The following is a 24,428-nucleotide window of genomic DNA, read 5'->3' on the forward strand; positions in this document are numbered from 1 at the left end:
GTGCGGGAAGCCGCACACGTCCCACCCCGGGTGATGGAGTCGATCTCGACTCCCGTGCGGTATGCAGGACCACTCCGGGAACGTCGCCGGCAACGTGGCGCTGGTCCCCCTCGTGCTCACCGTCCCGGTGCTGTCCCTCGCCCTGCTCGCTCCCTTCGCGGGGGTCGTCGTCGACCGGCTCGGCCGCAAGCGCCTGCTGGTCGCGGCGGCCGTCCTGTACGCGCTGTTCGGCACCGCCCCGCTGTGGCTCGACTCGCTGTACGCCGTCCTGGTCAGCCGGGTCCTGCTGGGGGTCGCCGAGGCGGCCGTCATGACCGCCTGCACCACGCTGATCGGCGACTACTGCACCGGACGGGTCCGCGACCGGTACCTCGCACCACAGACGATGTGCGCGTCGGCGTCCGCCACGGTCTTCTTCGCGGTCGGCGGGGCGCTGGGCACGGCGGGCTGGCGCGCGCCCTTCTGGCTCTACGCGGTCGGGCTGCCGCTCGCCCTCGCCACGGCCCGGGCACTGCCGGACCCGCAGCCGTCGGCCGCGGACGGGCAGCCCCATGCCGGGGCGGAGCCCCGTCCGTTCCCCGTGCGCCGGATGGCCGGCATCTGCCTGCTGACCGTGTTCGGCGCCGTCGTCTTCTGCACCGTGCCCGTGGAGATGTCCTACCTCCTCGACGACCTGGGCGTCGGCCTCGACGACCTGGGCGTCGGCTCCACCGGCGTCATCGGGGCCGCCACCGCGATCGCCGGCGCGGCCACCGTCGCCGGCTCCGTCGTCTTCCCCCGGCTCACCGACGGCCCGCGCCGCCGGCTCCCCGCCGTACTCCTGCTGTGCGGCACCGGGTTCCTCCTGATGGGGTTCGCCGACAGCGTGCCCCTGCTGGTCGCCGGCGCCGTGGTCAACTGCGTCGGCACCGGGCTGCTGCTGACCCGCTGTACCCCTGTGACGCTGCCGCCCCCGTCTCCGAGCGGCCCTGACACCGTGGGACCGGTCGCCGCCGCCGGGCGGACGCCGGCGGCGACCGGCCGGTGTCCGGGCCGCTCCCTCGGGCCGTCGTACGGGGCAGCGCCCCGTGAGCCCGGGCCGGGTCCGGGGCGCGGGCGCGGTCGGCCGAAAGCCGTCCTGTCGTGGTCCGGGCGGCCCTAACGTCGTACCGTGGCCACTGCTGACGACACCGCTTACCGGTACCGCACCGCCGTCCCCGAGGACGCCGGGGCCATCAGGGCCCTGGACGGCTCCTTCACCACCGGCACGGTCTTCCGGGTGATCGTCGCCGACGACGGGTTCGCCCTGCGGGAGACCGCGGTGGACCCGCCCCTGACCAAGGTGTTCCCCGAGGACGAGTATGACGGCGACGGCGGTGACGACGCGGACTCCCGTACCTTCGTCGCCCACGGGGCCGCCGGCGACCTGGCCGGGTTCGTCGCCGTCTCGTACGCCGGGTGGAACCGCCGACTGACCGTCGAGGACATCGAGATCGCCCCGGAGCACCGGGGGCGGGGGGTCGGCCGTGCGCTGATGGGGCTCGCGGTGGAGTTCGCCCGCGAGCGGGGCGCCGGGCACCTCTGGCTGGAGGTCACCAACATCAACGCGCCCGCGATCCACGCGTACCGGCGCATGGGCTTCGCCTTCTGCGGGCTGGACACCGCCCTCTACGACGGCACCCCCTCCGAGGGCGAGCAGGCGCTCTACATGAGCATGCCCTGCCCCTGAGCGGACAGCGGGCGGCACACGGACGGAGCGCCCCGCTGCCCGGCGGGTGGCGGGCCCGGCCTCGCGCCGAGCCCGCCACGCGGGCTCCCCACCGGAGCCGGACCCGCGTCGTGCCGTCAGCGCTGCAGTGTCAGCAGACCCGGACGGTAGGGCAGGAGGCCGTAGTCGCCGCCGGAGCTGGGGCTGCGTCCCTGGTAGAGCAACTGCAGATGGCAGGGATCGACGGTCATGGTCTGATCGGGACCGGTGCGGATCAGTTCGCCGTGGCTGATGTCGTTGGTCCAGGTGGCGCCACTGTTGGCCTTGCCGGCGAAGGGGTTGCTCTCGGTCGCGGCCTGGGGCGTCCACGCGCCGTTCAGGCTGGTGGCCGTGAACGAGCGGAAGTAGCGGCCCTGCGAGCCGATCGCCTCGACGATCATGAGGTAGCGGTTCTGGCCCTGCAGCTTGTAGACCTGCGGGGCTTCGAACAGGTTGTTCGTCGTATCGCTCATGACCACGGTCGAGGTCGAGCCGAAGCTGCCCGGGAAGTTCCCGATCGGCATGCTGGCCCGGTAGATCTTGCCGTTGTCGCCGGCGAAGAACAGGTACATGTTCGTGCCGTCACCGATGAGCGTCTGGTCGATGGGGCCTGTTCCGGAGCCGGAGATGCTTCCCGAGAAGAGCACCTGCTCGGACGACCAGCCGTTCGGGTTGGTGGGGTCGCTCGACGTCCGGTAGGAGAAGGCGGTCCCGCCCCACTGGTAGGCGAGTACCCAGATGTTCTTCGGCGCGAAGTAGAAGAGCGTGGGCGCGACGGTGGAACTGGACATCGTGTTCTGGCCGGCCGAGGCCATCTCCGACCAGTTGGTGAACAGGCCGAAGTTCATCGAGCCCCACCTGGTCCCCGTATCGTGCGTGGTCGCGTAGACGAGTTGTCTGCCGTTGTAGGGGGCGACGGTGAAGTCCTTGAGCGAGACCCACCCCTGCTTGGGCTGCGCCAGCGCGCCCGTCGAGGTCCAGCGGTAGGCCGACGGAAGATCGCACGAGCCGGGGGTGTCGGCGCCGACCTTGACGAGCTGCCACTGCTGGTTGGCGCCGCCCCAGTCGTCGTACTGGACGATGTTCGCGTTGTCGGCGGTGGAGGCGCCCTGCACTTCGAGGGCCTTGTTGCTGTGGCGCGAGATGAGCCTCACGTAGCCGTCCGAGCTGTCGGCCAGCCGCCACTGCTGGTTGGTGCCGTTCAGGTCGGACCACTGGACGATCGAGCCACCGTTCGCGGTGGACCAGTTGTGGACGTCCAGCACCTTGCCCGAGTGGCGGGACTTGATGCGGTAGTAGCCGTCCCCGGAGTCGACGAACTGCCACTGCTGCTGGTTCTGGTTGTTCCTGGTCCACTGGGTGATGCGGGCGCCGTCGTCGGTCGCCATGTTGTAGACGTCCAGGGCTTTGCCGCTGTTGCGGTTGACCAGCACATACGAGGCGTTGGGGTCCACGGTCGCGGCCTCGGCGGGCTGGGCACCGAGGAAGGCGGCCACCAGCAGCAAGGGCGCGAGGACGCCGAGTAAGCGTCTTGGACGGACCGGGGACGGGTGGCGAAACCACATGAGAGGGCCTCCTTGGAGAGCCGGGCGAGGTGACGCCGATGAACCGCGGAGCGGCCGCGCCGGCTGCGGGAACAAGTCCGAAAGTTTCGAAGTGATTCCGGTTCTGTGACGCCACAAGCTAGGAAGGCGAGGCCCTCCGGTCAAGGCCTGTCGCCGATCTGCCCACAAACAATTTCTCCTCCTCGGGCATGGCGAGCTGTCGGGTCGGCTGGAAATCCCAGCAAGCTCGCGATGCGGCTCGTCGACCCAAGGGTCTGCCCGGTTCGACGGAGCTGCGAAAGTTTCGAATTGAGGTCGGAAACTTTTCTCGTCACGAGGGTTGACGAGTCACTGTCAACGCCTCAATCATCCTGTCTGGTAAACCGACCGCAGACCGAGATTTCGAACCACATGGGCCCTGGGTGGACCGTGTTGCACGGCAGATCCGGGCGCCAGAGCACCCGCGCCACCCCGTTTTCGTTCCGGTGAGGTTCGCGTCGGCGCATCCTTGCTCTCCGCGCAGTCGGAGAGGTGTGCGACGCCGCGTGACGCCCCCGACTGAGCCGCGATGGAGTACCCCCGTGCCTGTGCCGAAGGACCGCCGCAGCCCGGCGCGCGTCACCCGGCGGCCGACCGGGCGCCATCCGTGCCGGTCGGGATCGTCCCGGGCCCCGTGACCGCGGTGTCCGGTGACTCCGTGCCGTCCGGGTTCCGGCCCGCCCGTCCGTCCGCCGAGCGGAAGCGGACGACGCTTTCTCCTGCGCTTCGGTCATTCCGTCGTTTCTACCTTGGAGGCACAACCATGGGCTCCTATGCCCTTTCCGGACCCGTCGTCCGACGGAAGGCCCGCGGTCTGCTGTGGGCGCTGGTCGCCGGCGTCCTCGGCGTGGTCGCCGCACTGGCCGCGCCGCCGACCGCACACGCCGCCGAGAGCACGCTCGGCGCCGCGGCGGCGCAGAGCGGCCGCTACTTCGGCGTCGCCATCGCCTCGGGCAGGCTGGGCGACTCGATGTACACGACGATCGCAAACCGCGAGTTCAACTCGGTGACGGCCGAGAACGAGATGAAGATCGACGCCACCGAACCGCAGCGGGGCCAGTTCAACTTCACCGCCGCCGACCGCGTCTACAACTGGGCGGTGCAGAACGGCAAGCAGGTACGCGGCCACACCCTGGCCTGGCACTCCCAGCAGCCCGGCTGGATGCAGAACCTCAGCGGCAGCGCACTGCGCCAGGCGATGATCGACCACATCAACGGCGTGATGGCCCACTACAAGGGCAAGATCGCGCAGTGGGACGTCGTGAACGAGGCCTTCGCCGACGGCAGTTCGGGAGCCCGGCGCGACTCCAACCTGCAGCGCACCGGCAACGACTGGATCGAGGTCGCCTTCCGCACCGCGCGCGCCGCCGACCCGTCCGCCAAGCTCTGCTACAACGACTACAACGTCGAGAACTGGACCTGGGCCAAGACCCAGGCCATGTACAACATGGTGCGGGACTTCAAGCAGCGCGGCGTGCCGATCGACTGCGTCGGCTTCCAGTCGCACTTCAACAGCGGCAGCCCCTACAACAGCAACTTCCGCACCACCCTGCAGAACTTCGCCGCCCTCGGCGTCGACGTGGCCGTCACCGAACTCGACATCCAGGGCGCCTCGTCCTCGACCTACGCCAACGTGGTCAACGACTGCCTGGCCGTCTCGCGCTGCCTCGGCATCACCGTCTGGGGCGTGCGCGACAGCGACTCCTGGCGCTCGGGGGACACGCCGCTGCTGTTCAACAACGACGGCAGCAAGAAGCCGGCCTACACCGCCGTCCTCAACGCGCTCAACGGCGGCACCACCACGCCTCCTCCGACCGACGGCGGACAGATCAAGGGCGTCGGCTCGGGCCGCTGCCTGGACGTGCCCAACGCCGGCACCACCGACGGCACCCAGGTCCAGCTGTGGGACTGCCACAGCAACAGCAACCAGCAGTGGACGTACACCGACGCCGGTGAACTCCGGGTCTACGGCAACAAGTGCCTGGACGCCGCCGGCACCGGCAACGGCGCCAAGGTCCAGATCTACAGCTGCTGGGGCGGCGACAACCAGAAGTGGCGCCTGAACTCCGACGGATCCATCGTCGGCGTCCAGTCCGGTCTCTGCCTCGACGCCGCCGGAGCCGGCACCGCCAACGGCACCCTGATCCAGCTCTACTCCTGCTCGAACGGCAGCAACCAGCGCTGGACCCGCACCTGACAAGGCCGCCCGCGAACGAAAGGGTGAACCGGTGACGGCCTGCGGCGCGGCTTCCCCCGCCCCTCCCCGAGGACGTCGCTGACGGTTCCGGGCCGCCGCCGTGACGGCGGCGGCCCTCGCGACCGGCATGCCCGCCGGGGTGAATCCGGCGGCCGCCGAGGCGGCGACAGTGGACACCGATGCCGGTCGGCATCGGTGTCCGTGTGCGTACGGGATCCGTTTCGGGGATCCGCTCGGCGAGCAGCGCAAGGACGGGGTGCTCCAAGGGTGCCCCGGTGAAGGACGCGGCGGAGCCTGTCGGAGCCCCGCGGGGCCGAGGGCGGCGCGGGTGACGCGGGATTCCCTGCCGAAGTCCCCGTGAAGACCGGTGAGGCCCGCAGGCGGTGCATGATCGCCCGGCAGGACGAGGCAGGACGAGGCAGGGCAAGGCGAGGCGGTCACCCGGGCGCCCGGGTGCGTGATGCGGTTCGGACGCGGTTCGAAGGCCGACTCCGGTCCTGCCGCTCGCATGCGGATCCGCACCGGCTCCGGCCTCGAGATCCGCGTCGAGGTCCCCGGAGGGCGAGGCCGACGTGCTCCTTCCCGACGGCACCGTGCGCACCGTCATCGGCGGCACGCACACGTTCCGCCCGGCGCCGTGAGCGGGCGCGCACCGTCACGCGGCGGGCAGGTGCGGAGCACGGCCGCCGCGGCCGGGTGACCGGACGGCATCACACACGGCCGCACCGCGACGTCCGGCGCCTGGGCACCGTTCGCAATGTTTCGCAACTACCGGCACCCACCCGAGTGTTGACCCTGTCGATCAGCCGTTGCCAGACTCGGACGGCCGGTTGATGAATCGATTCAATCCCGCAGAGCCTCTTGTCCTGCGAGCAAAGGAGCACCCGTATGGGCAGGGAATCCACCGTTCCCGGAAGTCGGCACACCGGACGCACCGCGGTCACCGCGACCGGCCCGTCCCGCTTCCGGCCGGCCGCCGTCTGCCTCGCCGTCCTGTCCCTGGCCGCCACCGCGTTCACCGGTCCCGCCTCCGCCTCCGGCGACGACCGGCCCGACCGCCCGGTGCGCCAGATGGAGAACCTCGACCGGGCGCCGGTCGCCGTGCGGACCGGGGACGGGGTCTTCGTCGGCTGGCGGATGCTCGGCCTGGACCCGGAGGGCGTCGCCTTCCACGTCTACCGGGACGGCCGCCGCGTCACCCGCACCCCGGTCCGCGGCGCGACCAGCCTCACCGACCCGCGCGGCACCGCCGACTCGGTGTACCGGGTCGAGGTCCTGCGCGGCGGCCGGGTCACCGAGCGCACCGACAGGTTCGGCGTCTGGTCCCGGCAGTACCGGGAGATCCCGGTCAACCGGCCCGCCGGCGGTGTCACGCCGGCCGGGCAGTCGTACACCTACCACCTCAACGACGCGAGCGTCGGCGACCTCGACGGCGACGGCCGGTACGAGATCGTCCAGAAGTGGGACCCGAGCAACTCCCAGGACAACTCCCGCAGCGGCTACACCGGCAACGTCTACCTGGACGCGTACACCCTGGACGGCGAGCAGCTGTGGCGCATCGACCTCGGCCGCAACATCCGCGCCGGGGCGCACTACACCCAGCTGATGGTCTACGACCTCGACGGCGACGGCCGGTCCGAGGTGACGGTGAAGACGGCCGACGGCACGGTGGACGGTACCGGCGCCGTGATCGGCGACCCGGCGGCCGACCACCGCAACAGCAGCGGCTACGTGCTGTCCGGCCCGGAGTACCTGACGGTCTTCGACGGGAGGACCGGCGCGGCGGTCGACACCGTGGACTACGTCCCGGGGCGGGGCGACACCTGCGCCTGGGGCGACTGCTACGGCAACCGAGTCGACCGCTTCCTGGCCGGCGTCGCCTACCTGGACGGCGAACGCCCCTCGGTCGTCTTCGCCCGCGGCTACTACACCCGCTCCACCCTGACCGCCTTCGACTTCGACGGCGAGAGGCTGAAGCAGCGCTGGGCGTTCGACTCCGACGCGCTGGGCGCCGAGTACAAGGGCCAGGGCAACCACAACCTGGCGGTCGCGGACGTGGACGGCGACGCGAAGGACGAGATCGTCTACGGCTCGCTCACCGTGGACGACGACGGATCGCCGCTGTACAACACCGAGCTGGGCCACGGCGACTCCCTGCACGTCTCCGACCTCGACCCGAGCCGCCCCGGCCAGGAGGTCTTCGCCGCCCACGAGTCGATGTCGGCCTCCGGCAACCGCGGAGCGACGTTCCGGGACGCGGCCACCGGCGAGATCCTCTACGACATGCCCGCGACCAGGGACATCGGACGTGCGGCGGCCGGCGACATCGACCCCGCCCACCCGGGCGCGGAGGCCTGGGCGGTCACCGCGACCGGCGCCTGGAACTCGCGCGAGGGCGAACTGCGGGCGGCCGACGGCACGCTGCTCGGCAGGTCCATCCCGTCGGCCAACCACATGATCTGGTGGGACGGCGACCCCCTGCGGGAGATCCTCGACCACGACTTCAACGAGTCGACCGACCCGGCGGGCCGGCCGTACGTCGCCAAGTGGGACGCGAAGACCGGCACCCAGCACACCGTGTTCCAGCCCGAGGGCGTCCACACCAACAACTGGACCAAGGGCAATCCCGTGCTCCAGGCCGACCTGTACGGCGACTGGCGCGAGGAAGTCGTCTACCGCGCCCAGGACGAGTCGGCGCTGCGGATCTACACCACGACCGCCGAGACGGAGCTGCGGCTGCGCACCCTGATGCACGACCCGCAGTACCGCCTCGGGGTGGCCTGGCAGAACGTGGCCTACAACCAGCCGCCGTGGACCGGCTACTTCATCGGACAGGACATGAAGCGGCCGGCCCGGCCGGCCATCCGCTACACCCGCTGACCGGCATGCGCCACGCGTCATGACACACGGCTGAACGCCCGTCCGGCGGCCGGACTCCCGGCCGCCGGACGGGCGAAGAAGGCGGCGCATCTGCGCCGACCGGAAGCCACTTCGGGCACACCCCGTCCTCGGCACGAAGGAGTCACTGATGAAGCGAACAAGGCACACGCCGGCCGGATCACCCGGACGGCCCCGACGCAGGGCGTCACTCGCCGCACTGGCCGCCGCGGCGTGCGCGGCGGCCGGGCTGCCGGCGCCTCCCGCCTCGGCCGCGGCGGACGACGGGATCACGGTCCACCTCGCCGGTGACTCCACGGTGCAGAGCTACGACCCGTACTACGTCCCCCAGGCGGGCTGGGGCCAGATGATCGACCGCTACCTGTCCGACGACGTGACGGTGGAGAACCACGCCATCGGCGGCCGCAGTTCACGCACCTTCGTCGAGCAGGGACGGCTCGACGCGATCCTGGACCAGATCGAGCCGGGCGACTACCTCTTCGTCCAGTTCGGTCACAACGACGCCTCGGTCGCCATCCCCGAGCGCTACACCTCGCCCGAGGACTACAAGGAGTTCCTCCGCACCGACTACATCGGCGGCGCGCGGGAACGCGGCGCCGTCCCGGTCGTCGTCACACCCGTCTCGCGACGCTCCTACAACAGCACGACGGGCCGGTTCAACGTCTCCTTCCCCGAGTACGTCGAGGCGGCGAAGGCGGTGGCCGCCGAGGAACACGTACCCCTGGTCGACCTCTCGGCCTCCAGCCGCGCCTACCTCGACACCATCGGCCCGGAGGAGGCGAAGTCCGTCTTCCTGCACGTCCCGGCCGGTGTCTACCCGAACCGCCCCAACGGCACGGCGGACGACACCCACTTCCAGGAGTACGGCGCGATCCAGATGGCCCGGCTGGTCGCCCAGGACGTCTCCGAGCTGGACACACCGCTGGCCCGGCACGTCGTCAACGCGGCGCCGCCCGCCAGAGTCCCGAAGAGGCCGGCCGCCCTGAAGGCGCGGACCGTGACCAACGAGGGGGCACGGCTGACCTGGAAGGCGGTCCGGGGCGCCGACGTCTACCGGATCCACAGGAGGGAGAAGCACATCAAGGGCGCCGGGTTCACCCTGGCGACGACCTCCACCGTCCCGGTGGCCGACGTATCCGGCCTGAAGGAGGGAACCGCGTACGAGCTGCGGGTGACCGCCGTCAACGGCGCGGGCGAGTCGGCGCCTTCGCGCGCACTGCGGGTCACCACCCGGGTGCCCGACCGGCGCTACGACTTCGGCCCGGCCGGCAGTCCGGTCCAGGAGGGGTTCACCGAGGTCACCCCGCAGACGCTCCATACCGCCGAACGCGGCTACGGCTTCACCGACACCACCGGCATGATCGGCCGCGACCGCGGCAGCGCCCTGGACGCCCTGCAACGGGACTTCGTGGCCCTGTTCGGCGGGCGGTACGAGTTCTCCGCGGACGTTCCCGACGGCGTGTACGCGGTCACCGCGCATGTCGGTGACCTGCTCGGCTCGGCGCGGACGAACCTGTCCCTCGAGGGCCAGGACCGCGGCGGACTGGCCGGCAGCCGTTCCGTGGTCAAGCACACCTTCGGCGACGTCGTGGTGAACGACGGGCGGCTCGACGTCGTGGTCTCCGGACAGACGGCCCACCTCAACGGCCTGGAACTCACCAGGACCGGCGACCTCCCCTGACCGTACGGCTGGGGAAGGCCGCCCAGCCCGGGGGAGAGGGCTCGCCGCCGGCCGCGGACGTCCTCTTCCCGGAAGGCCTCACCCGAGCTGTTCGAGGCCCGGCTCGTCGACGGTCACCGGCAGACCGGCTCCTCGGTCCGGTGCCAGTGCCGCTGGACGGTCAGGCGCCCGCCCTCCGGCCGCAGCGGGTCGTGTGCCGCGGCGCCGGGGTGGCCGAGGGGCCGAGCACGGCGTCGCCGTCCGCGTCGCGCTCGGCGAAGCCGCGCTCGACGACCTCCGGCTCGGCCCTCGGCCCCGTTCACGGTGACCCGGTAACCCTCCCGGGGGCCGCGCACGTTGAGGGAGCAGGAGAGGGTGGTGCCGCCCCGGTAGTCGACGAGGACGGCCATGTTGCCCTCAATGGTGACGCCGGGCGCGAACGGGTCCTGATCGCGGCGGTACCCGCCATGTACTTCGGCCCGCAGGCGGAGGGATTCCAGCCGGGGGTCGGCCCGCGGGTCCAGCGAGAACGGGTCCCCGGAGTGGCCGGTGCCGCCCGGTCCCCCCGGCCCCGCGCCGCTGCACCTCTCCCACGGGCGCGGCCCCCCACCTCGGGTCCCGGCGTCCGCAATCTCAGAGTCCTCTGATCCGGGCCCGCTAGCGTCCGCCCCATGGTGCGCGACTACCTCATCATCGGGGCCGGACCGGCCGGACTCCAACTCGCCGCTCTGCTGGAACGCGAGGGACGCGACTACGTCGTCCTGGAGCGGGGGAGCGGGCCCGGAACGTTCTTCACCCGATTCCCCCGGCATCGACAGCTCATATCGATCAACAAGGTCAACACCGGTTACACGGACCCGGAACTCGACCTCCGCATGGACTGGAACTCGCTGCTCACCGACGATCCCGAACTACGGTTCACCCGGTACAGCGAGCGCTACTTCCCGGCCGCCGACGACCTGGTGCGTTACCTGGGCGATTTCGCCCGGCGCAGCGGCGTCCGTGTCGAGTACGGCGTCCGGGCCACTCTCATCTCCCGCGACGGCGACGGCTTCCTGGTGCGCGACGACACGGACCGGACCTTCAGGGCCCGGCACCTCGTCGTCGCCACCGGTGTCTCCCTCCCCAACATCCCGGACATCCCCGGCATCGAAAGCGCCGAAAGCTACAACGACTTCGGCACCGACCCGACCTCCTTCACCAACCAGCGGGTGCTCGTCCTCGGCAAGGGGAACTCCGCGTTCGAGACCGCGGACGCCCTCATGGAGAAGGCCGCCGTCATCCACGTCGCCGGACCGCACTCGCTGAAAATGGCCTGGAAGACCCACTTCGTGGGTCATCTGCGCGCGGTGAACAACAACTTCCTCGACAGCTACCAGCTCAAATCGCAGAACGCCGTCCTGGACGGCACCGTCGAGCGGATCGAACAGCGGGCCGACGGCGGCTACCGGGTGGAGTTCCGGTACGCCCGGACCACCGAACGGCTCCGCGAACTCCACTACGACCGTATCGTGGTCTGCACGGGATTCCGCTTCGACGTCTCGCCCTTCGACACCGGCTGCCGGCCGGCCCTCGCCATCGACGACCGGTTCCCCGCCCAGACCTCCGCCTACGAGTCGGTGAACGTCCCAGGCCTGTACTTCGCCGGTACGCTCACGCAGCAGCGCGACTTCAAACGGTCCACGAACGGCTTCATCCACGGCTTCCGCTACGGCACGCGCGCCCTGCACCGCATCCTCGGTGCCCGCCACCACGCGACGCCCTGGCCGGCCCGCACCCTGCCCGCCGCACCGGAGGCCGTCGCCGACGCCCTCGTGGAGCGCGTCAACCGCTCCTCCGGCCTGTGGCAGCAGTTCGGCTTCCTGGGCGACGTGGTCACCGTCCATGACGACCGCGCCCTGTACCAGGAGGAGGTCCCGCTCGACTACGTCACCGACGGCGGACTCGGCCCCGCCGCACACCGGTTCGTCGTCGACCTGGAGTACGGGCCCGACCACGACCACGTCGACCCGTTCGACGTCACCGTGCCCCGCGTCCGCGAGAACGACCCCGAACACGCCGTGGACTCCACCTACCTCCACCCCGTGGTGCGCCACTACCGCGAGGGCGACCTCGCCGGCACCCACCACCTGGCGGAGAACCTGGAGAACGACTGGGACATCCCGGCCGTCCACCGGCAGCCGCTCGCCGCGTTCGTGAAGTCCTGCCTTGGCTGAGCAGTTCCCCGGCGCCGTCCTCGACCTCCTCGACGCGGCGGGCGACCGCCCCGTCTTCGAGCACGGCGACCGGGTCGTCACCGGATTCCAGCTTCTCGCTCTGGTGAGGCGGGTGACGAACGGCCTGCGCGCCCAGGGCGTCCGCCCCGGCGACGGCGTCGCCCTGCTGCTCGGAGTCAGTCCCGAGGCGTTCGCCGCCGTCCTCGCCGCCCACGCCGTGGGCGCCCGCGTCGTCGGCGTACGACCGGGACTCACGGCACGCCAGCGGCACCACCTGCTCACCGGCACCGCCTTCCGCGTCACCGACCGTCCGGACGGCACGGCCGACGGCCCGCACGGTACCGTCCTCGCCCTGGCCGGCCTGCTCGCCGCCGAGGACGACGGCGGCCGCCCGCGGATCTCGGCCCGCCCGCAGGACGTCGCCCGGCTCCTCCACACCAGCGGCAGCACCGGCGTCCCCAAGGCATGCGCCCAGACCTACGCCGCGATGACCGCGGCCTGGGCGGCACACCCCGACCGCTGGCCCCCCGCCATCCGTGAACTCGCCCCACGCCTGCAGCGGTTCCTCGTCTTCGGTACCCTGGCCAGCCAGGTCATGATGGAGTACGGGCTGCTCGCCCTCGCCGCCGGCGGCACCCTCGTCACCGCTGACACCCCGGCCTTCCCCGACAGCCTGGTGCGCCACCGGGCCACCGGCAGCGTCATCACCGTGGCCCGCCTGACGAAGCTCGTCGCGAGCGTCCGGGCCCGGCCCGTCGACCTCGCCGCACTGCGCGCCCTGATGGTCTCCGGCTCCCCCCTCGACGCCGCTCGGCTGCGCGAGGCCACCGACGTGCTCGGACCGGTCGTCTTCCACGGATACGGCCAGACGGAGACCGGCATGATCTCCATGGCCACCCCGTACGACGAACCGGGCTCGCTGGGCGTCCCCCCGGTCGAGCTGGAGGTGAGGGACGCCGATGGGCGGCCCCTGCCACCCGGCACGGACGGCGAACTCTTCGTCCGCACCCCCTCCCAGGGGTGCGGCTACTGGGGCGAACCCGCCCTGAGCGCAGAGGTGTTCACCGACGGCTGGGTCCGCACCCGCGACATCGGGCACCTCGACCGCGAGGGCCGGCTCCGGCTGACCGGGCGCGCCCGCGACGTGATCATCGTCAACGCCCACGTGTACTACGCCGGACCCGTCGAGCGGGTGCTCGCCACCCACCCGGCGGTGGGGGAGGCGTACGTCGTCGCCGTCCCCGACGACAGCACCGGCGAGGCCGTCCACGCTTTCGTGGTGCCTGCACCGGGCCGGGTCCCCCGTCTCGGGGAACTGCGCGCCCTGGTGGCGGCCGAGCTGGGCGAGGCCACCGCCCCGACCCGGCTCACCCTGCTCGACGAGGTCCCGCTCACCCCCGCCGGGAAACCCGACAAAAGCATCCTGGCGGCCGGAGGCTAGCCGCCCCCGCCGGACCCGTCCACCGGGCTCCGCCGACGCGCGGGTCACGCGTCGGTGGAGCCCGGCCCTGCCTCAGCGGCCCAGGGGGCTCGGGGTGCCATCGCCACCGGGTGGGACGGGCCGCCGCCCCGTGCCCGCTCCCGCCGGTCGATCCACGTCAGCAGCGGTGTCGCCATCACGGTGGTGACGACGGCGACCACCACCAGCGCGCTGAACAGCGCCTGCGTCACGATGCCCGCCGCCAGGCCCAGGTTGAGCGCGATGAGCTGCATCAGCCCCCGCGCGTTCATCAGCGCCCCCACCCGCAGCGCCACCGCCCCCGGCTCCCCGGCCAGCCGCGCTGCGAGCCAGCACGCGCCGAACTTCCCCGCCACCGCCACCAGGACGCACCCCAGGGTCAGCAGCAGCACCGGCCCGGAGGCCAGCAGCGTGAAGTCCGTGTTCAGCCCCGAATAGGTGAAGAACAGCGGCAGGAACACCGTGCCCACCGGCTTCAGCGTCTCCACCGTGTGATCCAGCCGCTCCGACCGCGGGAAGACCAGCCCGAGGCTGAACGCGCCGAACACCGCGTACAGCCCGATCTCGTCGGTGTACCAGGCCACCAGGAACAGCGCGCCGACCAGCACCGGCAGCAGGCTCTCGGGCGCCGCCCGCTCCGTGAGCCGCACGGTGCGGCCGTGCAGGCGCGTCACCACCGCCAGCACCACGACGAGCCCGAGGGCACCGGCGACGGCCAGCGACACCAGCCCCGCGCCGCCCCCGGAGATGCTGAAGACACCCGCGAGCAGCACCCACGCGACCGCGTCGTCCACGGCACCCGCACCGAGCGCCAGCGACCCGAACCGGGTCCCGGTCAGGCCCCGTTCGGAGATGATCCGCGCAAGCATCGGAAACGCCGTCACCGCCAGCGCCACTCCCACGAACAGCGCCGACACCACCAGCGGCACCCCCGGCGCCAGGGTGCCGGTCCGCTCGCCGACGGCGGCGACCAGCGCCGACCCGAGCACCACCGGCACCAGCACCCCGGCCGCGGAGACCAGCCCGGCCGGCCGGGCGACACCGCGCAGCCGGTCCACCCGGAAGTCCCAGCCGACGTGGAACATGAACGCGACGAGGCCGATCTGCCCCACCACGTAGAGGACCGGCCGCAACTCCTCGGGGAAAAGGCCCGCCTCGACACCCGGGAGGAGGGCGCCGAGCACCGAGGGCCCCAGCACCACACCCGCGAGCATCTCCCCGACCACGGGCGGCTGCCCCACTCGTTGCAGCAGCGCCCCGACAAGCCGGCAGACGGCCAGGATCACCACGACGGCGAGGAAGAACGCGGGGGAGAGGTCCGAGGGCGTCATGCGCTGTCTCCTGTGGAGTGGACGACCGGGCACCGGCCGGGCGGAAGCTGTTCGAAGTACCGTGCGGCCTGCCGCTGCCGGCGGGCGTGCAGCACCATCACCGTGCCGAGCACGAGTTGCCGCACACCCCGGGTGACGTCCTCCACGCCGTCGCGCACCCGCAGGAAGCCCCGCAGCGGCGCCAGGCGCGCCCCGGGCTCCAGCCCGCGCGGGATCAGCAGACACGGCGCGCGGTGCGGGATGGACCGGGTGTGCGAGACCGACGAGTCCAGACGGAAGCGGCGCAGCACCTCCCGCACGGCGGCCCGCAGTACCAGCGGCGACAATCGCCACGCCGGGCACGGGCGGTTGGCCGCCACACCGAACGGGATGTGGTGGGCGTTCCCGGCGGACAGCGACGCCCAGCGGTCCGGATCGAAGACGTCCGGCCGCTCGTAGCCCGTGGCGTGGTAGTCCGGGTAGCTGAAGCACACCACCGAGCCGGCCGGCAGCGTGGTGCGGTCGTCGAGCGGGATCTCGTCCGTGGTGATGCGGTGCGCGATGCCGAACAGCGGATACAGCCGCATCGTCTCGTCGAGCACGTGCGTCAGGTACCGGTCGTCACCCGGGTCGTCCGCGAGTCGCCGCTGCACCCGCGGGTGGCGGGCCAGGGCCAGCAGCAGGTGCGCGGTCGCCTCCGAGAGCTGCACGACGGCCGTGTTGAAGAACGTGCCCTGGAGGTAGAAGACCTGCTCCTCCGGCGACAGCGAGGCCGGCAGCCGGTGCGGCACGTCACCGGCCGCCAGCCGCTCGCGCACATACGCCGTCAGTCGCGCCCTGCGCCGCGTATGGCGCAGCCCCGTGCACTTCAGGGCGCTGATCACGTCGTCGGCGTGCGCGGTGATCAGCTTGCGGGCGCGCGGCGGGCACGGCTCGCGGAACACCAGCCCGTAGCAGAACTCCGCCCAGGCGGGCATCACCAGGTCGCGCAGCCGCACCAGGCTGATCCGGTCCGCGGGCAGCGTGTCCAGGACACCGGCGATCGCGCGGGTGGCCGCCGCCGCCAGGTCCGCCGAGCCGCCGGCGAGGATGCGCCGGGTCGCCCGGGCCACGTCCTCGTAGCGCGGGCCGGGTTCCAGATGCTCCTGGTGCACCTCGGGCCCCGGCGACAGCCAGTACCAGAACAGGTCGGACAGCCCCGCCCCGGCACTGCGGCCGTTCGCGGCCGGATGGGCGTACACCCGCTCGAACACCTCCGGCCCGTACACCGTATTGGGCAGCGTCACCACCCGGTCGCCGTTCACCTTCTCGAAGATGCGCGCCCGCAGCGCCACCACACCGCGCGGCAGCCACCACGTGTCCGGTTTCCGCCCGCCGCTCACCACGTCCCGCCTCTCCGGACCACCATGTCCCGCGTCAGATCGGCATTGCGACCGCCCCCGCACAGCGCCAGCGTGTGGTCGTAGCCGTCGCGCAGCTCCGCGAGGACCCGCCGCACCCCCGCCTCGCCGTCCGCGGCCAACCCCCACAGCACTGGACGGCCCACCCCGACCGCCGCCGCGCCCAGCGCGAGCGCGACGGCCACGTCCCCGCCCCGGCGCACCCCGCCGTCGAGCAGCACCGGCACCCGGCCATCGACCGCCTCGGCGACCGCCGGCAGGCAGTCCACGGCGGCCGGCACGGTGTCGCACTGGCGTCCGCCGTGGTTGGAGACGACGACCCCGGCCGCCCCGTGCGCGACGGCCAGCAGCGCGTCCGCCGGATGCAGGACCCCCTTCACCCACACGGGCAGCGCCGTCGCGGCCCGCAGCGCGTCGAAGTCCCTCCAGGACAGGGCCGGGGACATGGGAATGTCGGTGAGACCACCTGGCGGGGCGCCGGGCAGGTCCCGCATGTTCTCCGCGGCGTAGCCGGGCGGCAGGTCCGTGAACCCGTTGCGCAGGTCCCGGGGGCGCCGGCCGAACACCGGCGCGTCGGCGGTGACCACCAGCGCCGTGCAGCCCGCCTCCTCCGCCCGCCGCACCAGCGCCTCGGTGACCTCGCGGCGCGGGTGCATGGAGAGCTGGAACCACACGGCCGCGCCCGCCGCCCCCTCCCGGGCCGCTGCGACCACCTCGCCGACCGCGACGGTCGCGGCCGTGCCCGTCACCAGGACGGCGCCCTCCGCCGCCGCGGCCCGGGCCGTGGCCCGCTCGCCGTCCGGGTGCATCAGCCGGTGGAAGGCGGTCGGCGCGACCAGCACCGGACCCGCCCGGCGGGCGCCCGGCAGATCGACGGACGTGTCCCGCCGCTCGCTGCCGCGCAGCACCCGCGGCAGCAGCGCGTACCGGTCGAACGCACGCTCGTTGTCGGCCAGGACGCGCTCCTCGCCCGCGCCGCCCGCCGCATAGTCGTAGTGCACCGGGGCCAGGACCCGGCGGGCCCTCTCGTGCAGTGCGCGCAGCGTCACGGCGCCACCGGTGCGGCCGGGCCGCACCGGGCGGCGAGGAACGCGCGCAGCGGGGCCCGGTGCACGTCCTCGCTGTCCCACTCGTTCTCCAGGTTCTCCGTCAGGTGGTGCTCGGCGACGTACTCCCCGTCGCGGTACCAGCGCAGCACCGGATGCAGATAGCGGCCGTCCAGCCCCGACGTGTCCCGCTGCGAGGGGCGGCCCGCCGACACGTCGAACGGGTCCACCCTGTCGTGGTCGGCCCCGTACTCCAGGGTGATCACCGCGTGGGCGGCGACCTCCCCGAAGTCTCCGGCGCGCACCGCCCCCGGCAGGTGTCCGACCGGGACCTCCTCGGCGTAGCGCATCGTGCCGTCCGGGGAGAGCAGCAGGAGGTCTCCGAGGACACCGAACTGCTGCCACAGCGCGGAGGACCGGTTGACCCGCTCGATGATCCGGCCGACGGCCGTCTCGGTGTCCCCGCCCAGCTCCGCCACCGGCCAGGGCTCGCCGTGGTGGCGCCGGCGCAGCTCCCGGTGCAGGGCGCGGACCGAGTAGCGGAAGCCGTGCACGAAACCGGTGGTGGACTTCTTGAAGTCGCGGCCCTGCGTCAGTGTCCCGGCGAAGTACAGCTCCGGCACGTTCACCGACTCGCCGACGGGGGTCACGGCGGGGAACCGGCCGCCGACCACCGTCTCGGGCGCGCAATTGCCGTCGAACACCGACGCGTCGAAACGGAAACCGGTCGCGACGATCACCCGGTCGTAGCGCAGGTCCTTCACCACCTCGCCGACCCGTTCGAAGGCCACCGGCACGCGGAAGCCGTCCCCGTCCCGCCGGATCTCCAGCACCCGCCCGTCCAGCAGGGCGTTCTGGGACTTGAGCTGGTAGCTGTCCAGGAAGTTGTTGTTCACCGCCCGCAGATGGCCCACGTAGTGCGACTGCCAGGCCATGCGCAGCGAACCGGAGCCGACCAGGTGGATGACGGCCGCGGTCTCCATCAGGCCGTCGGCCGTCTCGAAGGCGGAGTTGCCCCGCCCGATCACCAGCACCCGCTGGTCGGTGAAGGCCTCCGGGTCGGGGTCGAACGTGTCGTAGCGTTCGGCCAGTTCGATGCCGGGAATCGCCGGCAGGTTCGGCAGCGGCACCCCGGTGGCCACCACCACGCGCCGCGCCCGCCAGGTTCCCCCGGCGGCGTCGGTCACGGTGAACCCGCCGGCGTCGCGGGAGACCCGCTCCACGGTGGTGTCGTACCGCACGCGGACGCCGGTGCGTTCCGCGAAGTCCGCCAGGTAGCGGACCATGTCGTCGGCCGCCGGGAAGTAGCGTCGGCTGTACCGGGTGAACAGCAGTTCGGGATCGTCGCTCAGCAGGGAGTTCCAGTCCATCCGCAGCCGCAGCTCCGGATCCTCGTATCCGGTGTGCACCTTGTTGATCGAGATGAGTGTGCGGTGCCGGGGGAACCGTGTGAAGAACGTGCCCGGACCGCTGCCGCGCTCCAGAACCACGTAATCCGCACCGTCGCGCTCCAGGAAGGCGGCGAGCTGAAGTCCCGCCGGCCCCGCTCCGATGATCAGGTAGTCGTGCGCCATGGACCGGAAGCTATCCAGCGGATTTCAGAGCGTTCTGAGATTCCCCGCCTACCGTCGCGGACGTGCTGACCACCACGGACACCGTCTCGCTCACCGAACCCCTCGAGCCCGCCGCCCTGCGCCGCGCGGCCGAGCCGCTGACCGTCACCGTGGACGACGCGGCCCGCGCCCGGCTGGACCGCGGGCGCCGCCTCTTCCGCGCCCTGCGCGACGGCGACGGTGGCGCCGGGGGACGGCCGATCTACGGCGCCACCACGGGCTTCGGCGCCCTCGTCGGCTTCGCCGGGCGGGCCGACGAGGCCGACCAGTGCGACAACACCCTCGCCCACCTCGGCGCCGGCCAGGGCCCCGACCTGCCGCACGGCATCGTCCGCGCCGCCCTGCTGGTGCGCACCCGGTCCCTCGCCCAGGGCCTGTCCGGGGTGTCCGTCGAGGTCGTCGAACGGCTGACGGAGATGTTCGCCACCACGTTCTCGCCCGCCGTGCCGCGCTACGGCTCCGTCGGTGCCAGCGGCGACCTCGTCCCGCTCGCCTACGCCGCCCAGGCGCTCCGCGGCCGGGGACACGCCTACGTGGACGGGCACCGCATGCCCGCCGCCGAGGCGCTCGCCGCCACCGGACTGCACCCCCTCGTCCTGGACGGCCGCGACGCCCTCGCCCTCGTCAACGGCACCTCCGTCACCACTGCGGCCCTGGCCCTGGCCCACGACACCGTCCGCGCCGCCCACCGGGCACTCACCGCCCTGACCTGCCTGCTGGCCGACCTGCTCGGCTGCGACCCCGGCTTCCTCGACGCCGACCTGCTGCGTGCCTACGGCCACCCCGGCGCGGTCGACACCGGCGCCCGCATGCGGCGCCACCTGGCCGGCACCGTGCCGTCCGGCGGACGCCCGTTGCAGGAGCCGTACAGCATCCGCTGCTCCCCGCAGTTGCTCGGCGCCGCCGAGGACGCGCTGCGGTACGTCGACGCGGTGACCGCTGCGGACCTGGACGGGGTCAGCGACAACCCGCTGTTCTTCCCCGGAGCGGAAGACGCCGTGGACCCGGACGCGGACCCGGGGGAGGGGAGGGCGGTGCACGGCGGGAACTTCTTCGGGCAGCCCGCGGCGTTCGCCGCCGACCTGCTCGCCTCCGTCACCGCACAGCTCGGCAACCTCGCCGAACGCCAGCTCGACCTGCTGGTGGACCCGGCCCGCAACGGCGGCCTCCCGCCCATGCTCGCCACCGAACCCGGCGCCCAGCACGGCCTCCAGGGCGTGCAACTGGCGGCCACCGCCTTCGTCGCGGAGATCCGCCGTTGCGCGACCCCCGCCGCCATGCAGAGCCTGCCGACGAACCTTCACAACCAGGACATCGTCCCGTTCGGCACCCAAGCCGCCCTGCGCGCCCACGACATGGCCGAACTGTTCGGCCTGCTGTGCGGCTCCCTCGCCCTCGGCCTGCGCCAGGCCGTCCACGTCGGCGCCAGGCGACCCACCGCGTCCCGGTGCGCCGCCCTCCTCGACACCCTCAGCGCCGCGATCGACCCGGTCGACCCGGACCGGCCGTTGGACGCGGACGTCCGGACAGCGGCACGGGTGCTCGCCACCCACGCCATGTCCTGACCGCGCGGTCCGCGACCGTCGGGGGCGACGACGCGCTCTGCGGCAGCCGGAGGGTGAACCGCGCACCGCGCCCCGGCCGGCTCGCCGCCACGACCGTGCCGCCGTGGCTCGTGACGACCTCCCGCAGCAGGGCCAGCCCCAGCCCGTACCGGCCGCCGCCGCCCCGGTGGAACCGACGGAACAGCCGCTCGGCCTCAGCGGCGTCGAAGCCGGCCCCGGTGTCCGTGACCGCCAGTACCACCGTCGTGCCCGAACGGGACAGCGCCACCTCGATCCGGCCGCCCGGCGAGGTGTGGGCGATGGCGTTGGCCAGCAGCTCCCCGACCGCCCGGCGCAGGGCGGACGCGACCCCGTCGACCCACAGCGGATGCGACGGCCCGTCCACGCGGACGGTCAGCCCGCGCTCCCGGACGCGTTCCGCCTCCTCTGCGGCCGCGGAACGGGCCAGGGCCACCAGATCCACCTGCCGCCGCATCGCCCGCCCCGCCGGCCCCGCCGCGAGGGTCGCCGACGACAGCAGATCGTCCAGCACCTCGCCGAGCCGGCCGAGGGAGGCGACCAGCAGGGTCAGGCCGTCCCGGTGCGCCGCCGGTAGCCCTTCGGCCGCCGCCCGGCGCGCCAGCACCTGCGCCCGCGTGTGCGCGTGGGTGATCGGCGTGCGCAGCTCGTGGCTGGCGTCCGCGACGAACCGCCGCTGCCGGGTCAGTGCCTCGGCCAGCGGCGCCACCGCCCGGCGCCCGAGGACCCCGCCGGTGACGGCCGCGGCGGCCAGCCCCACCGCCTCGGCCACGCCCAGCGCGAACCACAGGTTGCCGCGGTCGGCGAGCTGGAAACGCAGATCGAACACGGCCTGCACCACGTCGCCGTCGTCCCGGACCTGCGTCCGCACCAGATAGGCGGTGTCCTCGCGCCGCACCGTGCGCTCGACCGGCGTGCGGGTCAGCCGCACCCGGTCCAGATCGGCACGCAACGGGAACCCGGCCGGCGCGTTCGGTAACGTTGTCGCACCCGGCCCGTACAGCCACATGCACCCGGGAGGGCGTGACAGGTCGCCGTGCGCCGCGCCGTAGCGCACTTCACGGCGCACCTGGTCGTCCTGCGCCTGCGTCATCACGGCGTACGCGACCCCGCTGACGACGGTGATCAGCAGGGTGATGATGGCACCGGTGGTCCAGGTGATCCGCCGCCGGGCCCGGCGTACCGCCCCGTCCCCGGTCTGCCCCGGCTCCCTCACAACGCCCCCAGCCGGTAGCCGAGTCCGCGGACCGTGCGCACCGCCCTGCGGCCGAGCTTGCGGCGCAGGTAGTACACGTAGGTGTCGACGATGGACGGCGCGTGCGCCTCCTCGAAGACGATCCGGCGCAGTTCCGCCCGCGAGTACACCGCGTCGGGGCGGGCGGCCAGCGCCCACAGCAGCGTGAACTCCCGTGCGGCCAGGGCGATCCGCTCGCCGTCCGCCAGCACCACCTCCCGGCGTCCGACGTGCAGATGGCCGGAGCCGATCCGCAGCACATCGGCCGCGTCCAGCGAGCGCCGGCACAACGCCCGCAGGCGGGCGGTGAGTTCGTCCAGGTCGAAGGGTTTGACCAGATAGTCGTCGGCGCCGGCGTCCAGACCGTCCACCCGGTCGTGCACGCTGCTCATCCCGGTCAGCAGCAGCACCGGCGAACGCACCGGACGGGACCGCAGCCGGCGCAGCAGGTCGAGGCCGTCCAGCACCGGCAGCCGCCGGTCGATGACAAGTACGTCGTACATGCGGGTGAGGCCGAGGTGCAGGCCCCGCTGCCCGTCGGTCGCGACGTCCACCGCGTACCCCTCGTCCCGCAGTACCCCGGTGAGCAGCTCGACCAGCTCCCGGTCGTCCTCGACCAGCAGCAGTCGCCAGGGATCTCGCGTGTGCTCCTGAGCCACTGTGCCCTCCCTCGCCGCAGTCTCGCCAGTCAACGCCTGTGTGACGCACGTGAGTTCCGGGTCCGAGTCCCTGGGGAAAAGGGTGCCGCCGCGTCGGCCGCCGACCGGCGGGATCACGCCACCGCACATCCGTCCGCAAAACCCCGCAAGGCGGACTCACCTGGGGAAACGAGCGGCACGGCCCCTGGATGCGTACCTGCTCGGTCCGTAATTCCTGGACGTCGAGCACGACGGAGACGGATGAGCTCGTCGGCGTCCGTCTTCCGCGCTGCGATCGGTGCGGCCGTCACGACGGGCTGTGACCAGTGCGCTGGTCCGCGGGAGGTGCCGACCCCACTGGCCACCACCATCGGGCAGGACGGACCCTGTGCCGCTGCCTCCCATGCGATCTGTCGAGCAAGACGCGTGCTGAGATGGGGCATGCCTTGACGTACTCGTCGAATTGAAACCGTCAGCCAGCCTCGGACTCCTCGCCCATGTCTCGGGGGATACCTTCCAGTCTGGCCAGAACCCCTTCAGACAGCGCCTTGAACTCCTTGAAGCAGGTTTTAACGTACTGCTGGGTGCTGCCGAGTGCACCATCAGCCGGCCTCAGATCGAACATGGGCTTGCGTGCGTCGTGCGCGAGGGGCATCAAACTGCGGTAATTCCTCATGGTGGCAATGCGGTGGCTATCGTCCCCTCGCGAGGGCGGGGACTCACCAAGGACTGCTGAGGCGTAGACCCAGGGAATGCGCTGCCACGACGCGCCGGGCAGCACCGCGCCGATCGCGTCCACCAGGCCGGCGTGGGCGTCGGAGACGACGAGCTGGACGCCGGACAGGCCGCGGGCGATCAGCGAGCACAGGAAGGCCGGCCGGCCGGCGCCGTCCTCGGCGGTGGCCACGTCCAGGCCGAGGATCTCGCGGTGGCCGTCGGCGTTGACGCCGACCGCGATCAGTGCGTGGACGTTGATGATGCGGCCGCCCTCGCGGACCTTCTGCGTCAGGGCGTCCACTCGGACGAAGGGGTACGGGCCGGCGTCCAGGGGCCGGTTGCGGAAGGCGGTGACCTGCTCGTCCAGGCGCTTGGCCATCGCGCTGACCTGGGACTTCGACAGCTGGGTGACGCCGAGGGACTCGGCGAGTTTCTCCACTCGGCGGGTGGAGACACCAAGGAGGTAGGCGGTGGCGACCACCGAGATCAGGGCCTGCTCGGCCCGGCGTTGGCGTTCCAGCAGCCAGTGCGGGAAGGAGCTGCCCTGCCTCAGCTTGGGGACGGCCAGTTCGACACCAGCTACGAGATCTGCTCAGCGCCGTCTCCTGCGTGGGCGGCTACCGGCGGGCTCATGGCCGTTGGCTGGTCGGGACCTTCGTCGACCTGTACTACGTCGGCCTGCGCCCCGAGGAGGCGGCCGTAGCGGCGCTGCCGGACTGCCGCATGCCCAGCGCAGAGCGAGCCCCGGCCACGGCGGCCGGGGTGTCGCGCAGGCCGAGGCGCAGGTGCTCGACGTGATAGAGGGCCTGCTCCAGGAGTTCGGCGACGTGGTTGTCGTAGAGGGCGTAGATGACCGAGCGGCCCCGGCGCTCCCCGGTGACCAGGCCGAGGTTGCGCAGCAGGCGCAGTTGGTGGGAGCAGGCGGACTGTTCCATGCCGACGGCGTCGGCGAGTTCGGTGGCGGCGCAGGGGCCCTCCTGGAGGCGGGCCAGGATCCGCAGCCGGGAGGGCGTGGCCAGAGCCTGGAGTGTGGCGGCCACGTCGGCGGCGCCTACGGTCTCGAGGCGCTCGCGCGCGGTGGCGGTGGTTTCGGCGTCAGCTCCATGGCCCATGGTTGTCATCCTACGGAGAGGAACCCATGAACGCAT

At 72.4% G+C, this 24,428-nt stretch carries 16 protein-coding genes and 1 pseudogene; 8 read left to right on the plus strand and 9 right to left on the minus strand.

Features of this window, described 5'->3' with window-relative positions; translation table 11 throughout:
* Nucleotides 1-61 precede the first annotated feature (61 nt).
* Together ACFY3N_RS18420 and ACFY3N_RS18425 are read left to right on the plus strand one after the other, a co-directional pair.
* Nucleotides 62-1,141 carry an MFS transporter gene (locus tag ACFY3N_RS18420; RefSeq protein WP_390817726.1) on the plus strand — a complete coding sequence of 360 codons (1,080 nt, stop codon included), beginning with the start codon at nt 62-64 and terminating at the stop codon, nt 1,139-1,141.
* A gap of 9 nt (nt 1,142-1,150) precedes the next feature.
* Nucleotides 1,151-1,708: a GNAT family N-acetyltransferase gene (locus ACFY3N_RS18425; protein ID WP_390817727.1), complete on the plus strand. Its 558-nt coding sequence runs from the start codon at nt 1,151-1,153 to the stop codon at nt 1,706-1,708.
* Between the two features lie 116 nt (nt 1,709-1,824).
* Here ACFY3N_RS18425 and ACFY3N_RS18430 read toward each other — a convergent pair whose 3' ends face one another.
* Nucleotides 1,825-3,291, minus strand: a complete 1,467-nt coding sequence (locus ACFY3N_RS18430; RefSeq protein WP_390817728.1) for a non-reducing end alpha-L-arabinofuranosidase family hydrolase — start codon at nt 3,289-3,291, stop codon at nt 1,825-1,827.
* A 781-nt stretch (nt 3,292-4,072) separates the two neighbouring features.
* Here ACFY3N_RS18430 and ACFY3N_RS18435 point away from each other — a divergent pair.
* The 5 genes from ACFY3N_RS18435 (at nt 4,073) to ACFY3N_RS18455 (ending at nt 13,721) form a co-directional block, all read left to right on the plus strand.
* On the plus strand, nt 4,073-5,506 hold the full coding sequence (locus tag ACFY3N_RS18435; RefSeq protein WP_390817729.1) for an endo-1,4-beta-xylanase: 1,434 nt from the start codon (nt 4,073-4,075) through the stop codon (nt 5,504-5,506).
* 888 nt (nt 5,507-6,394) lie between these two features.
* Complete coding sequence (locus tag ACFY3N_RS18440; protein WP_390817730.1) at nt 6,395-8,386, plus strand: rhamnogalacturonan lyase; 1,992 nt, start codon at nt 6,395-6,397, stop codon at nt 8,384-8,386.
* Between the two features lie 148 nt (nt 8,387-8,534).
* Entirely contained in the window at nt 8,535-10,085 is a 1,551-nt protein-coding gene (locus ACFY3N_RS18445; protein ID WP_390817731.1) for a GDSL-type esterase/lipase family protein, read from the plus strand.
* Nucleotides 10,086-10,735: 650 nt separating this feature from the next.
* Nucleotides 10,736-12,280, plus strand: a complete 1,545-nt coding sequence (locus ACFY3N_RS18450; RefSeq protein ID WP_390817732.1) for an NAD(P)-binding domain-containing protein — start codon at nt 10,736-10,738, stop codon at nt 12,278-12,280.
* Nucleotides 12,273-13,721 (plus strand): class I adenylate-forming enzyme family protein, encoded by a 1,449-nt coding sequence (locus ACFY3N_RS18455; RefSeq protein ID WP_390817733.1) that lies wholly within the window; start codon nt 12,273-12,275, stop codon nt 13,719-13,721. The genes ACFY3N_RS18450 and ACFY3N_RS18455 overlap by 8 nt, the downstream gene beginning before the upstream one ends.
* A 44-nt stretch (nt 13,722-13,765) precedes the next feature.
* Here ACFY3N_RS18455 and ACFY3N_RS18460 read toward each other — a convergent pair whose 3' ends face one another.
* The 4 genes from ACFY3N_RS18460 to ACFY3N_RS18475 are packed head-to-tail and all read right to left on the minus strand — an operon-like array spanning nt 13,766 to nt 19,069.
* Nucleotides 13,766-15,070: a cation:proton antiporter gene (locus tag ACFY3N_RS18460; RefSeq protein WP_390817734.1), complete on the minus strand. Its 1,305-nt coding sequence runs from the start codon at nt 15,068-15,070 to the stop codon at nt 13,766-13,768.
* Nucleotides 15,067-16,434: a cytochrome P450 gene (locus tag ACFY3N_RS18465; RefSeq protein WP_390817735.1), complete on the minus strand. Its 1,368-nt coding sequence runs from the start codon at nt 16,432-16,434 to the stop codon at nt 15,067-15,069. The genes ACFY3N_RS18460 and ACFY3N_RS18465 overlap by 4 nt, the downstream gene beginning before the upstream one ends.
* Nucleotides 16,428-17,498, minus strand: a complete 1,071-nt coding sequence (locus ACFY3N_RS18470; protein WP_390817736.1) for an alpha-hydroxy acid oxidase — start codon at nt 17,496-17,498, stop codon at nt 16,428-16,430. Before ACFY3N_RS18470 ends, ACFY3N_RS18465 begins: the two co-directional genes overlap by 7 nt.
* Nucleotides 17,495-19,069 carry an FAD-dependent oxidoreductase gene (locus ACFY3N_RS18475; protein ID WP_390817737.1) on the minus strand — a complete coding sequence of 525 codons (1,575 nt, stop codon included), beginning with the start codon at nt 19,067-19,069 and terminating at the stop codon, nt 17,495-17,497. The genes ACFY3N_RS18470 and ACFY3N_RS18475 overlap by 4 nt, the downstream gene beginning before the upstream one ends.
* A 62-nt stretch (nt 19,070-19,131) precedes the next feature.
* Here ACFY3N_RS18475 and ACFY3N_RS18480 point away from each other — a divergent pair, with 62 nt between their 5' ends.
* Complete coding sequence (locus tag ACFY3N_RS18480) at nt 19,132-20,673, plus strand: aromatic amino acid ammonia-lyase (protein WP_390817738.1); 1,542 nt, start codon at nt 19,132-19,134, stop codon at nt 20,671-20,673.
* Here the strand turns inward: ACFY3N_RS18480 and ACFY3N_RS18485 are convergent.
* The 4 genes and pseudogenes from ACFY3N_RS18485 to ACFY3N_RS18500 all read right to left on the minus strand — a co-directional run bounded on the left by ACFY3N_RS18485 (nt 20,579) and on the right by ACFY3N_RS18500 (nt 24,392).
* Entirely contained in the window at nt 20,579-21,907 is a 1,329-nt protein-coding gene (locus ACFY3N_RS18485; RefSeq protein ID WP_390817739.1) for a sensor histidine kinase, read from the minus strand. The two genes, ACFY3N_RS18480 and ACFY3N_RS18485, sit on opposite strands and share 95 nt — an antisense overlap.
* Nucleotides 21,904-22,584, minus strand: coding sequence for a response regulator transcription factor (locus tag ACFY3N_RS18490; RefSeq protein WP_390817740.1), 681 nt, complete (start codon nt 22,582-22,584; stop codon nt 21,904-21,906). The genes ACFY3N_RS18485 and ACFY3N_RS18490 overlap by 4 nt, the downstream gene beginning before the upstream one ends.
* A 451-nt stretch (nt 22,585-23,035) precedes the next feature.
* Nucleotides 23,036-23,863 (minus strand): annotated as a pseudogene (locus ACFY3N_RS18495) (transposase); the annotation flags it as partial.
* 85 nt (nt 23,864-23,948) lie between these two features.
* Nucleotides 23,949-24,392 carry an ArsR/SmtB family transcription factor gene (locus tag ACFY3N_RS18500; protein WP_390817741.1) on the minus strand — a complete coding sequence of 148 codons (444 nt, stop codon included), beginning with the start codon at nt 24,390-24,392 and terminating at the stop codon, nt 23,949-23,951.
* Nucleotides 24,393-24,428: the final 36 nt, after the last annotated feature.

The sequence above is a fragment of the Streptomyces sp. NPDC000348 genome (assembly GCF_042898795.1).
Lineage (GTDB): Bacteria > Actinomycetota > Actinomycetes > Streptomycetales > Streptomycetaceae > Streptomyces.